At 40.1% G+C, this 18273-nt stretch carries 12 protein-coding genes; 8 read left to right on the top strand and 4 right to left on the bottom strand.

All coding sequences use genetic code 11. The features are described 5' to 3' along the window. Positions 1-3 precede the first annotated feature (3 nt). Positions 4-915: a nucleotidyl transferase AbiEii/AbiGii toxin family protein gene (locus KBF71_02490; protein MBP9877187.1), complete on the bottom strand. Its 912-nt coding sequence runs from the start codon at positions 913-915 to the stop codon at positions 4-6. Further along, entirely contained in the window at positions 908-1630 is a 723-nt protein-coding gene (locus tag KBF71_02485; protein MBP9877186.1) for a type IV toxin-antitoxin system AbiEi family antitoxin, read from the bottom strand. Before KBF71_02485 ends, KBF71_02490 begins: the two co-directional genes overlap by 8 nt. Positions 1631-1992: 362 nt before the next feature. Between KBF71_02485 and KBF71_02480 the strand changes: the two genes are divergently transcribed. From KBF71_02480 to KBF71_02445, 8 genes are all read left to right on the top strand, one after another. Further along, a complete protein-coding gene (locus KBF71_02480) occupies positions 1993-5265 on the top strand; it encodes a hypothetical protein (protein ID MBP9877185.1) in 3273 nt (1090 codons plus the stop codon). A 129-nt stretch (positions 5266-5394) separates the two neighbouring features. Further along, positions 5395-9210: a hypothetical protein gene (locus KBF71_02475; GenBank protein MBP9877184.1), complete on the top strand. Its 3816-nt coding sequence runs from the start codon at positions 5395-5397 to the stop codon at positions 9208-9210. A gap of 332 nt (positions 9211-9542) precedes the next feature. Further along, positions 9543-10514: an FAD-dependent thymidylate synthase gene (locus KBF71_02470; protein ID MBP9877183.1), complete on the top strand. Its 972-nt coding sequence runs from the start codon at positions 9543-9545 to the stop codon at positions 10512-10514. A 51-nt stretch (positions 10515-10565) separates the two neighbouring features. Further along, positions 10566-11735: a D-alanyl-D-alanine carboxypeptidase gene (locus KBF71_02465; GenBank protein MBP9877182.1), complete on the top strand. Its 1170-nt coding sequence runs from the start codon at positions 10566-10568 to the stop codon at positions 11733-11735. Between the two features lie 2 nt (positions 11736-11737). Next, positions 11738-12394 carry a dTMP kinase gene (locus KBF71_02460; protein MBP9877181.1) on the top strand — a complete coding sequence of 219 codons (657 nt, stop codon included), beginning with the start codon at positions 11738-11740 and terminating at the stop codon, positions 12392-12394. Beyond that, positions 12394-13614: an AAA family ATPase gene (locus KBF71_02455; GenBank protein MBP9877180.1), complete on the top strand. Its 1221-nt coding sequence runs from the start codon at positions 12394-12396 to the stop codon at positions 13612-13614. Before KBF71_02460 ends, KBF71_02455 begins: the two co-directional genes overlap by 1 nt. A gap of 8 nt (positions 13615-13622) precedes the next feature. Next, on the top strand, positions 13623-14396 hold the full coding sequence (locus KBF71_02450) for a TatD family hydrolase (GenBank protein MBP9877179.1): 774 nt from the start codon (positions 13623-13625) through the stop codon (positions 14394-14396). Between the two features lie 68 nt (positions 14397-14464). Next, the gene (locus KBF71_02445; GenBank protein MBP9877178.1) at positions 14465-16465 is read left to right on the top strand and encodes a sel1 repeat family protein; all 2001 of its coding nucleotides are present in this window, start codon (positions 14465-14467) and stop codon (positions 16463-16465) included. 422 nt (positions 16466-16887) lie between these two features. On the opposite strand, the gene KBF71_02440 is transcribed toward KBF71_02445, so the two are convergent. Then, positions 16888-17142 (bottom strand): hypothetical protein, encoded by a 255-nt coding sequence (locus KBF71_02440; GenBank protein MBP9877177.1) that lies wholly within the window; start codon positions 17140-17142, stop codon positions 16888-16890. Between the two features lie 541 nt (positions 17143-17683). Then, complete coding sequence (infC, locus tag KBF71_02435; protein MBP9877176.1) at positions 17684-18211, bottom strand: translation initiation factor IF-3; 528 nt, start codon at positions 18209-18211, stop codon at positions 17684-17686. Between the last annotated feature and the right edge of the window lie 62 nt (positions 18212-18273).

Here is an 18273-nt window from a genome sequence, read left to right as displayed (position 1 = left end):
TGGTTAAAAGGATAGCTTTCGCTTTAAGTCGTCAAGGGCAGGTTTTTGTCTGGATGCTGGTATTTTCCTGATGTTAATAAGCTTCCATTGCACTGATGGGTATGTTTCAATATTTGGTATTCCTGATAACTCCCATTTTGGTTCGCCCTGTTTTAAAGAGATCAAAAATTCCTTTTTATCATTTGTGAGATTGTTGTGAATTTTATCAAGGAGCTGGTCTCTCGCGTTATAAAGATCGGCTAAGGGTATTGTCTCTACAGTCATGCCTATAAATTCTGAATAATATATGCTATCGATGTTCAGTAAATTTGGTTTTACGAGTTCAGATATCGGTCTTTTATGACTGATCAGAAAATAAAGGAAGCCTTTGTGGATTTCAGGTGTATATCCTTCGTTTTCAAATAATAATTTGACATCAAATAGGTCTCTTGGGTGTTGGCGATCAAGGGCGGCACAAATTTTTCCACCATAAAGGTCACCAATAGAAACAACAGGCATATTGACGAAGCTTTTAAATTGTGTCTGAATCGATTGACAGATTGATTTTTGTTCTGCTCCGAAGATCGTTCCTCGCACAACATGATTAATTTCAATTTTAACAAAATCTTGCCCCTTGTAGATATCAAGGCGTTTAACGCGTTGTTCTGAATCGTAAATGAATTTGGGTGCCAAGTCAGGGGCGGTTTCGGAGATTCTTTTTGCAAAGGCTTTATATTTTTCATTGATGTGAAATAAAGTATCCTGCCTGTTATCAAGTGGCAAATAGGTAAGGTCTATATCAACAGACAATCTCGGCATGTCTCGATAGAAGTAATTAATGGCGGTGCCACCCTTGAGGCCGAAATCACTGTCTTGTGCGATGTATGGTAGAATTCTCAATAATATTTTTACTTGATTTTGAAACTTTTCACTCATTTTCTAAGTCCTTGGGAACAACGATCTTGTATTTATGGTTGTAAAATCCATTTTTAGCAAGAGATAATTTTCCGGTACCTAGATTTATTCTGCGTAAGTCTAAATCTTTAACACAAGGTAGGTTCGCCTTCTCTGCGAGGAGTAAAAATAATCGTTTTACTCTTATAGAGCGACAATTTTCAAGGAGCTCTTGAACGACTTGAGGGCGAATATCCACTAAGCCTTCAAGCAGGTGAAAAGCTTCTGATGTGCCTTGATATTTTGGGATTAAGAATAGAGCTTCCATAATAGCTCTTTCAAGAGAAGAAACAACGATTGAAAATCCATCCTGTGTTATGTTTTCAGTGTACAGATTTTTGTTTATAAAATCTGTTGTCATATAAATAAACTCAGGATCCCATGTGTAATTTTTAAACCATAAAGGGAGTTTGATATTTTTCAACCCAAACAAAAAAAACGTTTCTTTGCCTAGTCTAATGTAGTGTGAGCGTCCATGAAGGCTGAGAGCTGATCGTCCACCCACATGTATGGGTAGGTGTAATTGATTTTGAATCGCATTGATAGCGCTATAAAATGAAGGTATTTCATTAAATCTGGATACAGCGCCCTTGCCGATGTTTCGCAGCCAACCTGATTTGATGTAGGTTTTCTTGAGTTGATCAGAGATGCCTAATTGATGCAAGGCTGAGCTTGTCATGATACCATTTTTTGGCATATGACTCATAAGAAGGTTTATTTTTGATCTTTTTTCTATACTCATAATTTAGAATATATCATATTTTTAAACTTAGTCAAGAATTTTCTGTCTCGCCCGACATGCTCCAGCATGCTGTTTGAGTATCTAACTTTTGTCATCCTCGTGCGGCCTATTGCTCCGAAGCCATCGTTTCGTCGTAGCTTCAGCGTAGACGGATGGCGTAGGAGAGGGCGGGGAGAAAAAGAAGTGGAGTTTTTTTTAATAATATTTTATTAAAAAAAACTTATTTTATATTGATTAAATGAGTTATATGTTGTAAGGTATCATCAACACTATTATTATCTATACCAAGCAATATTTTTATTTAAGGACTCGTGATCATGGCTCATTTTAATCCATTCAACCCACAAGAAAATTTACAAATCGATCCAGTCGGCAAGGGAAATGCCCCGAATCCTAATCCTAACCCCAGTCCGGATCTAGTTGCGGTACCTCGCGCTGTCAATACTCAAGATCAAGCTGTAAAGGCTGTTGAGGTGTCAATTATCAAACGGAAAGCAGATCAGCCAGATTATGAAGCAAAACGTCAGAAAGTTGATGTTATGCTTCAAGCAATCGATCCGATGGACAGATCGGATGAAAAAAGAGATGCACAAGCTCAATTTTACTATAATCAAATTTTGGCCTTGATCCCTGAGGCTGATCTTTGTGATTTAAACGCATTTTCAGAAAAAATGGGTAACGGTTTTTGGGATGGATATCAGGTAAAGGCTGATCAAAAACAGCCAGCTGACCTCATTTTCAGCTTAATTCAGAGCTTTGAGCCAAGTGAAAGAGCCAAGTTCTTGACGATTTTAGATGAATTCTGTGATAGTATCGTTAATACTTTTGATCAACGTATAGATTTACAAAGATATACATATACTTTGTTATGCAATATTGAGTTGATTCCTTCAAAAAATAGGCTTGCAAAGCTCACCGTGGCATTTAATACGATTTGTATTCTTGGTGAGGTGAATGATTATGAGGGCGCATTTTACTCTGGGAATAGATTTCTAAACGTTATGCCACGTCTCTCAAAATCACAAGTTGAGGTGATGGGGCAAGTGGTGACTCACTTGTTCCAAAAATTAAGGAAGGTTGGAGAAAATAGTGGGAAACTAGTAAATGAAATTTATGATGGTTTATTTCAATTTCGTGAGGGTAAAAAGGGATTAATCCAGGTTATTGATCTTGCTTCACCTTTTATATCAAAAGATGCTTCTATCTTTAGATATCTCATGACTGTTGCCCCATCTAAAAGAGAAAAAGTTGTCACGGGATTGATTTTGCTGGGTGATTATCCAGATTTATCAAAAGCTGTTCTAGGATTATCTATGGTTGATGAGGAAGAAATTGAGGTGATTGCTCAATTTTTGTCTTTTGTTTCAAAAATAGATCAGGGTAATCCTTATTCTTTGATTGAGAATCTCCTTCAATTTTCAAGTGAGATGCGCGAATCGATGATTATGTTTTTGAAGGCGAATTTTCCTCAGCTGCGTCTTGAGGCTTTTGATCTTTCGAGTCTATTGAACTTTTTGAATGAAACACCTCCATCAGAATGGATATCTTCTCTGGTGCTGGCAAGGGATTTAAGCGGGCTTCTGAAGAGGCCTGTTAGTGATCTATGCGCTTTGCACATTATTTTGGAAGGGATTGATCATCGGTCTATTCGTACATTTTTTGAGATGATGTCTATAAAATTGGAAGGAACAAACGCTCAGTATGCAAGTTTTACTTATTCTGCTTCCATGCCTGGGTCACTTTCTCAAAGAAGACAGGTCGTGCTCAAAGGCCTATTTAACCATCCTATTGAAAGGGTGGAAGCTCTTCTTGATAAGTTGAAGCCATTTTTAGAAAATAATTTAGACTATTTTTCTGATCTGGTAGATATCCTCTCAACTTTGCTGACCATAGAGCCTGAAAATTTGAGCGAGGCGATTGATTTGATTTGTTCCTCCATCAAAAATCTCAATAATGTGAGTCACTCAGCTTTGATGAAGAGTATGACTATTGTTCAATTGCGAGAATTTGTTCCATTATTGAAATGTGTTTTACAGAGTGTTACGGGCAGAGATATCGGAGTGGATAATTTTGTGCAGGTCTTAGAAAATTGTAACCCTGAAGAAAAAATGTACCTTTTAAGTGCGGTTTTACCTTATATACCATCGTTGGGGATTTTTGGTGCTCTCAAAGGGCTTTTATCTATTCCTGCCGCAGAAAGAGTAGAGACTCTCAAGCTTGTTTTGCTTTATATCGATAAAGAAACGATTCATCATGAATCAATTTTTCTTGCTTTAGCAAAGGTGCCAATGATCAGACGCAATCATGTGATGTTTATTGGTCAAGGACCTATGGGGTGTATTAGAAATGGAGCGCTTTTTTATAATTTCTGTGAAATTTTCTTGAAAAATATAGTTTTGGAAGATGTTGAAGAGTCTTTAGATGCTTTAATGGATCGATTAATAAATGACTGGCGTGATCAATTGCGGCACAATCCTGATCAAGAGGAAATTAGGCGATTGGCTGGCTGTATTTCAAGGTTTGCAGGGGATTTAGGTCTTAATCAAGAGCATGAGATTGTTCAGCTCGCGATCAGAACCTCCATTCTGCTCTTAAGCGCAAATAGCGATCTGAAAAATCCCTATAATATTTTGCAAAGATTAGAAGCAAAGAGAGCAGAGCCTATGAATTGGGGCAATATAAACCCGAGCATAGAAATATTAAATGGGTATTCTTTGTCTTTCAATTCTTTCTTTTTTGGATCAGAAATGAAAGAGATTGTCATTCGAGTCGGCCAGTTACCAAAAGTATCACATGACTTTATAGAGCGTCATCTCTCAGCTTTAAAATCCCGATTTGCCACAGAAGAAGGCTTGATTGATCAAGTAAAAGAGCTTACAGGTTATAGCTTTGAGAATATAGAAGAGAAGGCGCTTGCCGATCGACTATTAGCGCGCCATCTTTCTTTTGAAGGAGGTGAGGATGCGATTGTGCCGATTATCACTGCGCGATTCATAGCGATTGCAGCCTACATAGACACTTTGTCAGAGGCAAAAAACTCAGGAGATGATTTTTCTGATCAGGAAATGGCCTTTATCAAAATGCTTAGCTCAATTATGTTGTGTGCAACAGGGAAATCAGATGGAATTGGTAGGTATTATTTGAATGTATTGCCAGCTTCATGCAGATACGGTCAAGGGGCAGCTCCAGCTCCAGAGTCACGTCTTGTTGACTTGCCTCATGATCAGTCAAAATTAGTGATCTGCGAGATTTTGGCTGAGGAGATTGAAAAGATGTTCTCAGGAAGCAATGCTATGATGAAAAGAATAGTTGGTGTTCGTGGAGAGATTCAGGAAGCCTCACACCAAGGGCTCTATCTCCGTAACTTGCTTGGTAAGGACCTGTTTGGATCAACAAAGGTTTACTTTGATCCTTATACAGAGCTGCTTTATGAGCATCTTGTTGCCCTGGACAAACAAGAGGCTATGCAGATATTCTTCACTTATTTTAAGCCATCAAGCTTTGTGCAATTGATTGCAAAGAAGTTTGATCTTGATATTGGTGAAACAGTTGAAGAATTTGTCAGGATCGGGCTGTTTAGGGGAATATAGAAATATTATTGGGATTTTATTTTCTATTGAATAAAAAATATTGATTTTATTCAATCAATGATCTATTGTCTGTTCATAATGCACAAGATATTACCGCCTAAACGATATATTTAAATAAAGGAAATTATGATGTCCAATTTTAATCCATTACAGCCTAATATAAATGCTGCTCCTGTTTCACCAGCTCAGCCTATGCCTCAACCGGCACAAGCAGTACCTCTCAATAGGGCAACAGCTCAAGCATTCGATCCGATGGATATCGATCTGATGGACAGATCGGTTGAAGAAAGCGAAGAGAGAGATGCAGAAAGCCAATTTTATTATGATCAAATTTTGGCCTTGATCCCTGAGGCTGACCTTTGTGATTTAAACGCATTTTCAGAAAAAATGGGTAACGGTTTTTGGGATGGATATCAGGTAAAGGCTGATCAAAAACAGCCAGCTGACCTCATTTTCAGCTTAATTCAGAGCTTTGAGTCAAGTGAAAGAGCCAAGTTCTTGACGATTTTAGATGAATTCTGTGATAGTATCGTTAATACTTTTGATCAACGTATAGATTTACAAAGACATACATATACTTTGTTATGCAATATTGAGTTGATTCCTTCAAAAAATAGGCTCGCAAAGCTCACCGTGGCATTTAATACGATTTGTATTCTTGGTGAGGTGAATGATTATGAGGGCGCATTTTACTCTGGGAATAGATTTCTAAACGTTATGCCACGTCTCTCAAAATCACAAGTTGAAGTGATGGGGCAAGTGGTGACTCACTTGTTCCAAAAATTAGGGAAGGTTGGAGAAAATAGTGGGAAACTAGTAAATGATATTTATGATGGTTTACTCAGGTTGCGTCTGAACAAAGAGGAATTAATCCAGATTATTGATTGTGCCATACCTTTGATGCAAAAAGGGGTTTTTATCCTCAAGGAGCTGATGCGCGTGTCTTCATCTAAAAAAGAAAAAGTTGTCGCGGCATTGGAGTTGTTGAGTGGTCATCCAGGATTATCAAAAGTCGTGACAGATTTAAACACAATCATTGTAGAATTAAATAGAACTGATGAGGAAAAAATTGTGCCGGTCACCCGAGATATGCTTCAGTTTTTGCCTTTTGTCTCAGAGATACAAAAGAGAACCTTTAGTCTTTTGATCACGACTCTTTCTCAATTCTCAGGTAAGATGCGTGAATTGATGATCAAGGTTTTCAAGGCGAATTGTTCTCAGCTGCGCCTTAGGGACTTTGATCTGACTCGGGTATTAAGGGTCTGGAATGAAACGCCTCCATCACAATGGGGATCCTCTTTCGTTCTGATAAATGATTTAAGGCAGCTTCTGAAGGGGAGGCCTCTTGATGATCTATGCGCTTTGCTCATTATTCTGAAAGGGATAGATCATCAAACGATTCGTGCATTTTTTGAGATGATATCTATGAAATTAGAAGGGACAGGAGTTCAGTATGCAGGTTTCACTTATTTGGGTTTCATTCCTGGGACACTCTCTGAAAAGAGGCAGGTTGTTCTCAGAGATCTATTGAATTACCCTCTTGAGAAGGTGGCCACACTTCTTGATAAGGTGAAGCCAAATTTGGTAAACAATGTAAGCTTTTTTTCTGATTTGGTAGATATCCTTTCAGTTTTGCTGGCGATAGAGCCTGAAAACTTAGACGAAGCAATTGATTTGGTTTTTTCTTCTATCAGAGATCTGAAAAATCCGAATTGCTCAGCTTTGATGAAAGGGATGAATGTTAAGCAGTTGCGAGAATTTTTTCCTTTATTAGACCAATTTCTCGTTAATATTAGGCTAGATGATGAAGAGATTCCACGTCTGATTCAAGCCATAGAAAATTGTACCCCTGAAGAAAGGCTTGATCTTTTATCAGTGGTAGCACCTTATATGAATGGGATGACAAAAAGGGGTGTGGTAGGTCGCGCTTTGACTCTCACTGGACTTCTGTCTATTCCTGACTCTGAAAGAGCGGAGACTTTTAGGCTTGTCTTTCCTTATATCAGAGCATTGACTCATGGTCATTCTTGGATTTTTGTGGCTTTAGCGAAGGTTCCGATGGAGAGGCGTCGTGATTTGATTGTTCTTGGCGAAAGGCTTTTAGGAGGTATCAAAGATGCAGAGGTTTTTCATAAAGTCTGTGAAGATCTATTAAAGCAAATATCTTTGGAAGATATTGCTCGGATTTCAGACGAATTATACAGGCTTATTTCAGCTATTCCTCATCATAGCACTCGATTGAGTGTTGTAATAACACTTCTAAAGCAACCGCTTGACCAAAGAGAGGTGGTTTTGGAACGTGTTCTATCTTTATGCTCAAGGATGCCCTATGGTCATGAAGCAGTTGTGGATGCTTTGATATCGATTTCTGAAAATGATCAGAGAGATGTTAACCATCATTTGAATGGACCTTCAAATGATGGTTACGAACTGGCATTGAAGATAAGAGCTATGCAGACATATAAAGAGGTAATAGACTCAGAAGAGGGTCAAATGTTTTTGAGTGCCTATCACGGATGTCTCGATCGGATTGAATGGAAAGGTATGGAGGCTGTTTTCTTTGATTCCACAGGAGAGAAGCCAATTCCTACAGGTGTCCTTCATCTCTATAAAAAGCGTCTTGCTGTTATGCAATGTATTGATGCGCTCCCCTTTGAGATGGCTCAGCGGGCTGTTAGAGAATTATCTGATATTCATATGAATGATCCAATATATTTTGAGAGATTGGTTCAATCTGATATTGCTTTGTTTGTAGCTAGATTTTTTAGGGATGAAATAGAGCAATTAATAAATTACTGGCGTGACCAAATGCAGCATAATCCTAATAAAGAGAAAGTCAGGCAATTGGCTGACTTTATTGCAAGGCGCGGCGCAGGATCCTTAGGTCTTAATGAAGAGCATGAGATTGTTCAGCTCGCGATCAGAACCTCCATTCTGCTCTTAAGCGCAAATAGCGATCCGCTGAATCCCTATCACATTTTCCAAAGATTAGAAGCAAAGAGAGCAGAGCCTATAAATTGGGACAATATGAACCCGAGCATAGAAATATTAAATGGTTATTCTTTGTCTTTTAATCCTACCTTTTTTGGATCCGAAATGAAAGAGATCGTCATTCGAGCCGGACAGTTACCAAAAGTATCACCTGACTTTCTAGATCGTCATCTCTCAGTTTTAAAGGCCCGATTTGCTTCAGAAGAAGGCTTGACTGATCAAGTGAAAGAGCTTACAGGTCTTAGCTTTGCAGAGATAGAAGAGCATGCGGTGTTTGATCAGTTTTTAGCGCGTCATCTCTCTTTTGAAGGAGATCAAGATGCAATTGTGCCAATTGTTACAGCACGATTTTTCGCAATTGCCGCCTATATAGACTCCCTGTCAGAGACAAGAAATCAAGGAGATGATTTTTCTGACCGTGAAATGACCTTTATTAAAATGCTTGGATCCATTATGTTTTGTCCGACAGGGAAATCAGATGGAATTGGTAGATATTATTTGAATGTATTGCCAGCTTCATGCAGATACGGTCAAGGGGCAGCTCCAGCTCCAGAGTCACGTCTTGTTGACTTGCCTCATGATCAGTCAAAATTAGTGATCTGCGAGATTTTGGCCGAGGAGATTGAAAAGATGTTCTCAGGAAACAATGTCATGATGAAGCAGATAGCGGGCGTTCGTGGAGAGATTCAGCAAGCCTCACATCAAGGGTTCTATCTCCGTAACTTGCTTGGTAAGGACCTGTTGGGATCAACAAAGGTTTACTTTGATGCTCATACACAGGTGCTTTATGAGCATCTTGTTGCCCTGGACAAGCAAGAGGCTATGCAAATTTTCTTCACTTATTTTAAGCCATCAAGCTTTGTGCAATTGATTGCAAAGAAGTTTGATCTTGATATTGGTGAAACAGTTGAAGAATTTGTCAGGATCGGGCTGTTTAAAGCTGCGCAAAACTAAACGGTTATAAATAACCTTTGGGCTATAAATTACTTTTTATAGCCCAAAAAATGCCTCGTTCTGGGCTATAAATGATCTAGGTATCGTTTCAGATAAGAGTTGGCCTTCTGTCTCCACGGAATCCCTATAGCAATTTTTTATATCGGAATCGCTTTTAAAAGATTTATTCTCGACTCGAAATTTGCTATAAAGGGACAATATTTAAATTGATAATAGCAAACGCCAGATAAAATTATACTATGAACGAGGAGCGCAGTGTAGTTTACCTACATAAGCGACGAGTGAAGCAGTAGAATTTTAAAATGGTGGTTGCGATAACAACAGGGGGCAGCATGGCGCAGACATCTTTACAAAAAAATCAAACAGAATCAAATAAGGCCAGTCAATTGATTTCAGAAGAGATTGCAGCCCAGCGCGCTGAGACCTTTCAAACCAGACGCGCAACAGTGCCAGCTCTTGAAGACATTCTCTATGAGGCTTTGCCTGTTCTTGATCATGGATTTGTGCGTCTCATTGATTATATGGGCGATGATAGCTCAATTGTTCAAGCTGCCCGCGTGTCATATGGTAAGGGTACCAAGCACGTAACGCAAGATGCAGGGCTCATTAAGTATCTGATGCGCCATTGGCACTCAACGCCTTTTGAAATGTGCGAGATTAAGTTCCATGTGAAATTGCCAATCTTCATTGCCCGTCAATGGATTCGCCATAGAACCGCAAATGTGAATGAATATTCTGCGCGCTATTCTGTGCTTGATAATGAATTCTATATGCCAGAGCAACAACATCTTTGCGCGCAATCTAAAATTAACAATCAAGGGCGGGGCGAGGTTCTCACAGGAGCGGAGGCTGCCCATGTGCTCAATTTGCTCAGAGAAGATGCGCTCAGAAACTATTCTCATTACGAAGAGATGCTCAATTGTGATCAGTCAGGCAATGTGCTTGATGAAAGCCGTGATGGCTTAGCAAGAGAGCTTGCGCGGATGAATCTGTCACTCAATTTCTACACACAGTGGTATTGGAAGATTGATTTGCATAACTTTATGCATTTCTTAAGGCTGCGTGCTGATTCACACGCTCAATATGAGATCAGAGCCTATGCTGACCTGATGACAGATATTCTCAAAAAATGGGTGCCGCTTGCTTATGATGCTTTTGTTGAATATCGCCAAGGGGGCGGGCATCTCTCAAAGACCGGACTTGAGGTTGTTAAGCGCATGATTCAAGGTGAAAAGGTTGAGCAAGCAAGCTCAGGCCTTTCTAAAAGAGAATGGGATGAGCTAACGGCTTTGATTGGGCTTTAAGAGATCAGGTAAGACGATATTATTAAAAGAAAAAGGTAAGTGGAGATTTTTATGAGACAGTTCAATTTAACAACTATGCGTAAGGGCCTATTTGGCCTTTTGACCTCTATCATGCTGGTAGGATCAGCCTGTGCATATGCAGCGCCTCAATTTGAAACAGAAGCTGATCAAGCAATTCTGGTTGATTTGGCAACAGATACAATCGTGTATGAGAAAAATGCGCGCGATAAAATGTATCCATCTTCTATGTCAAAGGTGATGACAATGTTTGTTATTTTTGACAAATTGAAAGCCGGAGAAGTCACCCTGAATGATAAAGTTTCAATTAGTGAAAAAGCCTGGCGTATGGGCGGATCAAAAACATTCGTTGGCCTTGGTGAAGAAATTCCGCTTGAAGATTTGATTCGTGGCGTGATTGTTCAGTCAGGAAATGATGCTTCTGTTGCCATTGCAGAAGGCGTTTCAGCGGATGAAGAGTTCTTTGCACAAGAGATGAATGATACCGCAGAACAGCTTGGTATGGTAGGTTCGCACTTTAAAAATGCAACAGGCATGCCAGATGCTGATCATTATTCAACGGCCTATGACCTTGCGCTCTTGGCGAAAACAATGATTTATAAATTCCCTGAATTTTATCACTATTGGTCTGAGACAGAATATACCCATAACAATATTCGCCAGCCAAACAGAAATCCTTTGCTTTACAAAACAAAAGGGGCCGATGGTCTTAAGACAGGCCATACAGATGCGGGTGGTTATGGGTTAATTGGTTCTGCAGAACGCGATGGTCGCCGTCTTTTGATTGTGGTCAATGGACTCAAAAGTACAAAACAGCGCGAAGCAGAAAGTTCAAAATTGCTTGAGTGGGGTTTCCGGGAATTTGATGTTTTGACTATTCCTGAGAAAGAAGAGACAGTCAAAGAGGTTAAGGTTCTTATTGGTTCAAAAAACGTGGTGAAGCTTGCCTATGGAGCTGATCCGAAATTTACGGTACCGCGCCTTTCTATCAAAAAAGCAAAGTTCGAATTTTCTGTGCCAGATGAAGTGCCAGCCCCTGTGAAGAAGGGACAAAAGATTGGCTCTGTTAAAATGATTTTGCCAGATGCAAATGCCGATCAAATTGAAATCGATTTGGTTGCAGCAGAAGATGTCGACAAAGCAGGCTGGTTTAAAAGATTCTTTTTAGCCATTGGCCGCTTTTTTGCAAGTATCTTTGGGTGACTATGACAACTGATTCAAAAGGTCTTTTTATCACATTTGAAGGCGGAGAAGGCGCTGGTAAAACAACGCAGATTCAGTTTGTGAAAGATCTTTGTCTCGCCAAAGGCTATGAGGTTTTGCTCACCCGTGAACCAGGGGGCTGCAAGAGCGCTGAAGAGATCAGGTCTTTGCTGATTCATGGTGATACAGATCGCTGGGATTCTTTGACAGAGCTTTTGTTGCACTTTGCCTCAAGGCGTGAGCATTATGTGAAGGTGATTGAGCCAGCGATGCAGCGCGGTGTGATTGTCTTGTGTGATCGCTTTGCCGATTCAACCATGGCCTATCAAGGCTATGCAATGGGTTTGGGTCAGGAGAAGGTCCTCGAGCTCTACCGATTTGTTTTGGGTGATTTTGAACCGAATGCCAGTTTGATTTTCGATCTTGATCCCGTTCTTGGGCTGAAGCGTGCTCAGATCAGAGGTGAGGGCGGCGATCGATACGAGCGGATGGGTCTTGTGTTCCACCAGAAAATCAGAGAGGCCTTTTTGGATATCGCTCAAAAGAACAAAGAGCGCTGCCATGTGATTGATGCAAATCAATCAATCGAGGATGTGCGCGGGCAGGTTGAAAGATCGCTTGCAAGACTCCTAGAGTCTTATCAAGGAGGAAAAAGCTAATGTCTCTATTCGGTTTTGAAGAGCCTGAACCAACGCCAGTGCCTGTTGTTCCTGCAAAAGGAAAAGAGAAAGCGCCTGTCGTCCTTGATCCAAAGGAAACAGAGCCAACAATTCCTTACATTGGTCATGAGGAGATTGAGCTCTTTCTCTCAAAATCATACCAAGAAGACCGCATGCCGCATGCTTTGATTTTCTCAGGTCCTAAAGGTGTGGGCAAACAGAGATTTGCAAGGCGTCTCGTTGAATTTCTATTGAGCCAACCCCTGTTGGCTCAAGATTTAGGCCCCCCTCTGTTCGGCGGAGAGCCCGACATTGATACTGCCCCACAAAGTGAAGGTGAGCGTTTTTTTGATGTGTCTCCTGAGTCAGCAGTTGTTGCTCAAATGCGTGCAGGCTCACACCCAGATTTTCTCTTGCTGCCTGATATGGATACTGATGAAGAAGAGCCAGCAAAGGCCAAAACAAAGACTCAGTCAATTTCAGTCTCGCAGATCCGCCGCGTATCGCACTTTCTCCGCCTGACCAAATCTCAGTCTGCTTATCGTTGTGTGATTATTGATGATGCACATGAGATGACAATTGCAGCGCAGAACTCGCTTTTGAAAGTTCTTGAAGAACCGCCAGCTCAAACAGTACTGATTCTGGTCACAGATCGGATTGGGCGCTTGCTCCCGACAATTCTATCGAGATGTCGTCAGTTTGAATTTAGAGCGATGTCAGATGAGATGATTGAAAGCGCGATCCGGATTGTGAAACCAGATTTGCCAGCTGTCCAGAGATCTCAGATTTTAAAATTATCCAAAGGGTCAATCGGCAGAGCCATTGATTATATTCAAAAAAATGCACTGAAGGACTATTTGGATCTCCTTGATCTTTTGAAGAAGTGTGATGGAGCGGCTGATCATGATGTGCTGACCTTTTGTGAAAGAGTGAGCGGTAAAGAACAGCATGAGAAATATCAGTTGATCAAAGAGTTTGTTTTGCTCTGGATTTACAAGTTGAATCATTATGTCTCTTTGGGTCAGATTCCCTATCAAATTGTGGATGCGGAAAATGACTTTTTACTGCGGATGCATCAATATAAATATCCACAAAGAGTGCATGATCTTTGGGTGAGGGTTGTTGATCTTTTTGATCAGTGCGAGCGCTATACGCTTGATCGTAAATTGGTCTTACAGCAGGTCTTGCTTGATATGCATCATGTGCTAAGACAGTCGTAGAGGATTTGATGAGTTTAATTGATACCCATTGTCATTTGGATTATGACGTTTTTAAAGAACAAATGCCGGAGGTTCTGGAAAGATGTCGGCTGGCTGGCGTTGACAAAATGATCACCATCTCAACGCGTCTTTCCAAAGCAGCTGAGATACTTGCCGTTGCTGAAAAGCATGATAATATTTATTGTTCAATTGGCATTCATCCCCATCATGTTCATGAAGAGGGGGAGGAATTTGATCGCGCAAAAATGCTCTCTTACTTAGATCATCCAAAAGTTGTTGCTATTGGAGAAGCGGGGCTTGATTATTTTTATGATAAAGCGCCAAGAGAGATTCAAAAACAAGTCTTTCGTCAGCAATTAGAGCTTTGTTTAGAAAAGGATCTGCCCATTGTGATTCACACAAGGGAAGCCGAAGAAGACACATGGGAAATTCTCTCTGAGATGAGCAATGGCGGTAAATTACGCGGCGTCTTGCATTGCTTTACCTCAGCAGATTGGCTCGCTGAAAAAGCCTTGGAGATCGGTTTTTATATTTCGATGTCAGGCATTGTGACTTTTAAAAAGTCTGATCAATTGCAGGCATTGGCAAAGCGGTTGCCAGCAGATCGCCTTTTGGTTGAAACAGATGCGCCTTATCTAGCGCCTGTCCCGATGCGGGGTTCATCAAATGAGCCATCTTATGTGAAATATGTCGCGATGTTTTTAGCTGAACTAAGGGGCGAGGCTTATGTTGACTTTGCAAAAGCGACAACGGATAATGCGACCAGGTTGTTTCGATTTTGAATTTAAAATATATATATTTTAAATATAATTTATGATATAATAATTGCATATGAATGATGGAGGATCATATGCCAAAGAAAGTTGAATCATTTGATAACAAAGTAGCGGATGCTAAAATTCCGACTTATGGTGATAAGGATGTGAAAAGAGAGTCTAAGGCTGAATCACGTGTATTGAATGATGGGATACAATTTGAATCACAAAAACCTCTGAGTGAGCATTCTGTAAAGGTAGGGGCTCCCAAAGTATCAGCAGAAGCTGAAAAGAAATTTCAAGAAGCCGAAAACTATTTCTGGGGTACGCATGGTTGCCAGAGAGATGTTCAAAAAGCAGAGATTTTATATCTTGAAGCAGCAGATGCTGGCCATGGAAGGTCAGCCTATCTTCTTGGTTGCGAATATAAAGTGGGGAAAAGCTTTACAAAAGATCTTAGTAAATCATTTTATTACATCAAAATTGCAGCGACTTTGGAAATCCCTCTCGCCTTAGAATTGCTTGCTGGCTATTATAAAGATGGAATTGGTGTAGCTAAGGATTCCAGTAAGGCCAAAGACTATTATGAAAAAGCTACCCAAGCAGGGGTGACTGTTAGTCAAATTATTTTGGTTGAGTTGGATTGCGATGGTTTGACTGATTATCAAAAGGGAGAAAAATTTGAAGAGCTTGCTCTAGGTAAGCTTAAAAGCGCCCCTTATGAAGCGATGAGCTATTTAACGCGTGCAAGTGACTTTTATGAGTTAGCCAGAGATCAAGGTGTTTCTGGTGCAAGGGAAAAACGAGCTGATATGGGCTTTAGGATTGCAGAGTTAGAAGAACAAGGATTTGGTATTTGGGGAGAGGATTTAAATAAGGTATTGGTTTATTATCAAAATGCTTTGGAGCAAGGCTCTCCACTTGCTATTGAAAAATTCAAAAAATTCGAGACACTCTTAGAGGCGCAATATACCTCTGGAGCTGGTGTGCAGGAGCAATTTGATGATCAACCTTTACTTCGTTTTTTGCGAGAGAAATTTTCAACATTTGAGGATACAGTGGAGCATTTATATGGAGCTAATGCAGGAGGCTTTTTTGAAAGCAGGGCCAATTTCCTTAAAGCTGCTGGGTATTATTTTATCTCAGGAGATCAACAAAATTACCATAAGATGATTGATCAGCTTCAATTAAAGAAGCAGGAATTGCTGCAATCAAAAGAGCCTTCTATCCCTAAAATGCCTGTAGGGTTTGATAAACTATCAGATAACATAGATCAAGCCTTTATACATGAACATTTTTGGAATTATTTAGACAATTTAGCATCTAAGTCTCCTAATAACTATAGTAAAGCTGAGAACTATCGAATTTATAAAGACATGAATGAGGGGCAATGTAATGGGTATTCACTCTATTATGCAATGTTAGCTCTTTCAGGAGCCAAAGGACAACTGCAAGATAAGACAGAGAAATATGCTGAATTTATGAATCAGATTGTGAGTAATCAAAAGGTGTTTGAGCCACCAGAAGGTTTTTCATATATTAAGTTTGAAAAAGGTGATCCGCAAGGGCTGACAGAGGATGAGATCAAAAGGCTTCAATTTACAGATCAATTGAAAACATTTATACAGATGATTCGTTATGCGGAGCAAAATTTTGCTGAGATTGAAGAGATGACTTTAGGTAATAAAAGAGGTGAAGGTGTTAAAATTGCGCAAACTAACATCAAAATGCTCATGGGAGAGGAATTTGACTGTAAGGTTGATTTGTTGACTCGTGGTGCGAAAGTTAAGCAAGGGCTTTATGACTTGATCTCTTTGATGAATGTGGCTTTAACAGAGAATAATGTCGGTCTTCTCACTTATTCAACATCTTCAGGTGCTCATATTATTTCGATTACCTATCGAGAAGGAAAGTATTTTTTCTTTGATTCAAATCATTCGGGAGCAGAGAAAAATTATGATTTAAGATATAGCGCAGTTGCTTGTGAAACGTTGGATGAGATCATAGGCTTGATCATTAATAACGATATGATAGAAGATCAACTATCAGGTCTTTTGGGTATGCAGCTTGTTGAGCGGACTGATGTGAAGAGTTAGGGTATTGTGTAAGATTTATCCCTGAGTTTGTTTCCAATACTATTTACCTTAACACTCTTTGTCACACCCGCGACCTGTCGCTCCGAAGCCTTGGCGTAGGGGGGAAGGCGGGTGTCCAGGAATCTTACAACTAATAAGTCATCAATTATGATTTATAGTTAGAGAATCGTCATTCAGAGCCACCTCGTTTAAGAGGTGGCGTGGAATCTCAGCAACACCAAAAAATAGTGCAATATTTACAGGCTCTCGAAAGAGAGCCCTCTGAGTGACGGCACTCATTTATCTTACAATGCTGAATTTATTTCAGCCTCTTTTTTTAACTTTGACCAGGCCCTGAACAAGTTCAGGACCTAACTGCGTTTCGTTACCACATAAAAAAACCCCTTCATAGAAGGGGTTTTTTATTCAGTAGAGTAACGTGATTACTCAGCTTTTTCGCCAGCTTTTTCGTCAGCAGGTTTAGCTGCTTCTGCAGGCTTAGCTGCGTCAGCAGGTTTTGCTGCAGCTGCGTCAGCGCATTCTTTTCTAGCATCGCCAGGTTTGCAATCAGCAGGTTTTGCAACTTTTGCAGCTTCAGCATTTTGTGCTGGAGCTTGAGCAGCAGGAGCAGCAAGAGCTACTGATGAAGCGAGAACCATTGAAGCAATGATTGAAGCAATTGAAAGAGTCTTTTTCATAATTATTCCTTTCCTAAAGATGAAAATGGGATATGGATTTTTGATATCCCTGCGTTATTGTAGCAAAGATTATTTCTGACATCTACGAAAATTTTTATGTTCTTGATCTTTTTTTTGACAGAATGCGTTATTAAAATAAAAATCATTAAAAACATATGGTTGCGTTCTTGTTTCTTTGAATTAAAATGATTTTTTAGGGGGAGGTGAGTGAAGTTGGAAGAAATAATTCCATTGCTGTAAAGGTCTTGTAATTCGTTGATGAAAGAGTATTTGATTCATCATCCTGCGCCGAGCGCAGTTTCTCTTTCCGTCATCCTGAGGCCCGCAAAGCGGGCCGGGAGGATCCAGTCCTGAATGATCAACAATAGCATTTGTTGAGACATCTCTGGATGGTCACGTCGCTTCCGTCTTCGCTACGCTTCGACGAGATGTCGCTCCTCACCATGACGGTGACGGTTTACAGATCGCTCTTACACAACTTTCATCAGCTGCATTATATGATTTCTACAGCCTTAACAATCTAACAAGGGCTAAGTTAACACTAAGCTTTCGGTGAGAGGACCATCATAATTTGCTTGCCTTCAAGCTTTGGCGCTTGATCGACTTTTGCGATGTCTTCCATATCTTCTCTGAAACGTGTGATAACAGCGAAGCCAACTTCGTTGTGCGTAATTTGACGTCCTTTAAAGCGGAGTGTGACTTTGACTTTATTACCATCTTCAATAAAACGGCGTGCATTTCTCAGTTTGACGTTATAGTCATTGTCATCAATGGTGGGGCTGATCTGAATTTCTTTCAGTTCAACAATTTTTTGATTCTTTTTGGCTTCTGCCTTTTTCTTTTGGGCTTGGTATTTATATTTGCCGTAATCCAGAATTTTACAGACAGGCGGGTCAGCATTGGGAGAAACTTCAACAAGGTCAAGGCCAGCAGCTTCAGCTTTTTGGATTGCTTCTTTTGTGTTGAAAACACCTAACATATTTCCCTCATCATCAATAAGGCGTATTTTTGGTGCTTTGATTTGGTAATTGATTTTAGCCAATTCATCAGTTGGTGGACGTTCTCTCATTTGTTTAACTAAACCATTCCTTTCGTGGATGTTATTAGATACCCTTTGATTCATATAAATGT

The organism is Alphaproteobacteria bacterium (assembly GCA_018063245.1).
Lineage (GTDB): Bacteria > Pseudomonadota > Alphaproteobacteria > JAGPBS01 > JAGPBS01 > JAGPBS01.
This window is presented reverse-complemented; position numbering and strand designations above follow the sequence as displayed.

Excerpts from the sequence above, each read along its gene's own strand:
- KBF71_02480 (MBP9877185.1), top strand. The coding sequence starts at position 1,993 with ATGGCTCATTTTAATCCATTCAACCCACAAGAAAATTTACAAATCGAT.
- KBF71_02445 (MBP9877178.1), top strand. The coding sequence starts at position 14,465 with ATGCCAAAGAAAGTTGAATCATTTGATAACAAAGTAGCGGATGCTAAA.
- KBF71_02455 (MBP9877180.1), top strand. The coding sequence starts at position 12,394 with ATGTCTCTATTCGGTTTTGAAGAGCCTGAACCAACGCCAGTGCCTGTT.
- KBF71_02475 (MBP9877184.1), top strand. The coding sequence starts at position 5,395 with ATGTCCAATTTTAATCCATTACAGCCTAATATAAATGCTGCTCCTGTT.
- KBF71_02485 (MBP9877186.1), bottom strand. The coding sequence starts at position 1,630 with ATGCCAAAAAATGGTATCATGACAAGCTCAGCCTTGCATCAATTAGGC.
- KBF71_02470 (MBP9877183.1), top strand. The coding sequence starts at position 9,543 with ATGGCGCAGACATCTTTACAAAAAAATCAAACAGAATCAAATAAGGCC.
- KBF71_02465 (MBP9877182.1), top strand. The coding sequence starts at position 10,566 with ATGAGACAGTTCAATTTAACAACTATGCGTAAGGGCCTATTTGGCCTT.
- KBF71_02490 (MBP9877187.1), bottom strand. The coding sequence starts at position 915 with ATGAGTGAAAAGTTTCAAAATCAAGTAAAAATATTATTGAGAATTCTA.
- KBF71_02450 (MBP9877179.1), top strand. The coding sequence starts at position 13,623 with ATGAGTTTAATTGATACCCATTGTCATTTGGATTATGACGTTTTTAAA.
- infC (MBP9877176.1), bottom strand. The coding sequence starts at position 18,211 with ATGAGAGAACGTCCACCAACTGATGAATTGGCTAAAATCAATTACCAA.
- KBF71_02460 (MBP9877181.1), top strand. The coding sequence starts at position 11,738 with ATGACAACTGATTCAAAAGGTCTTTTTATCACATTTGAAGGCGGAGAA.
- KBF71_02440 (MBP9877177.1), bottom strand. The coding sequence starts at position 17,142 with ATGAAAAAGACTCTTTCAATTGCTTCAATCATTGCTTCAATGGTTCTC.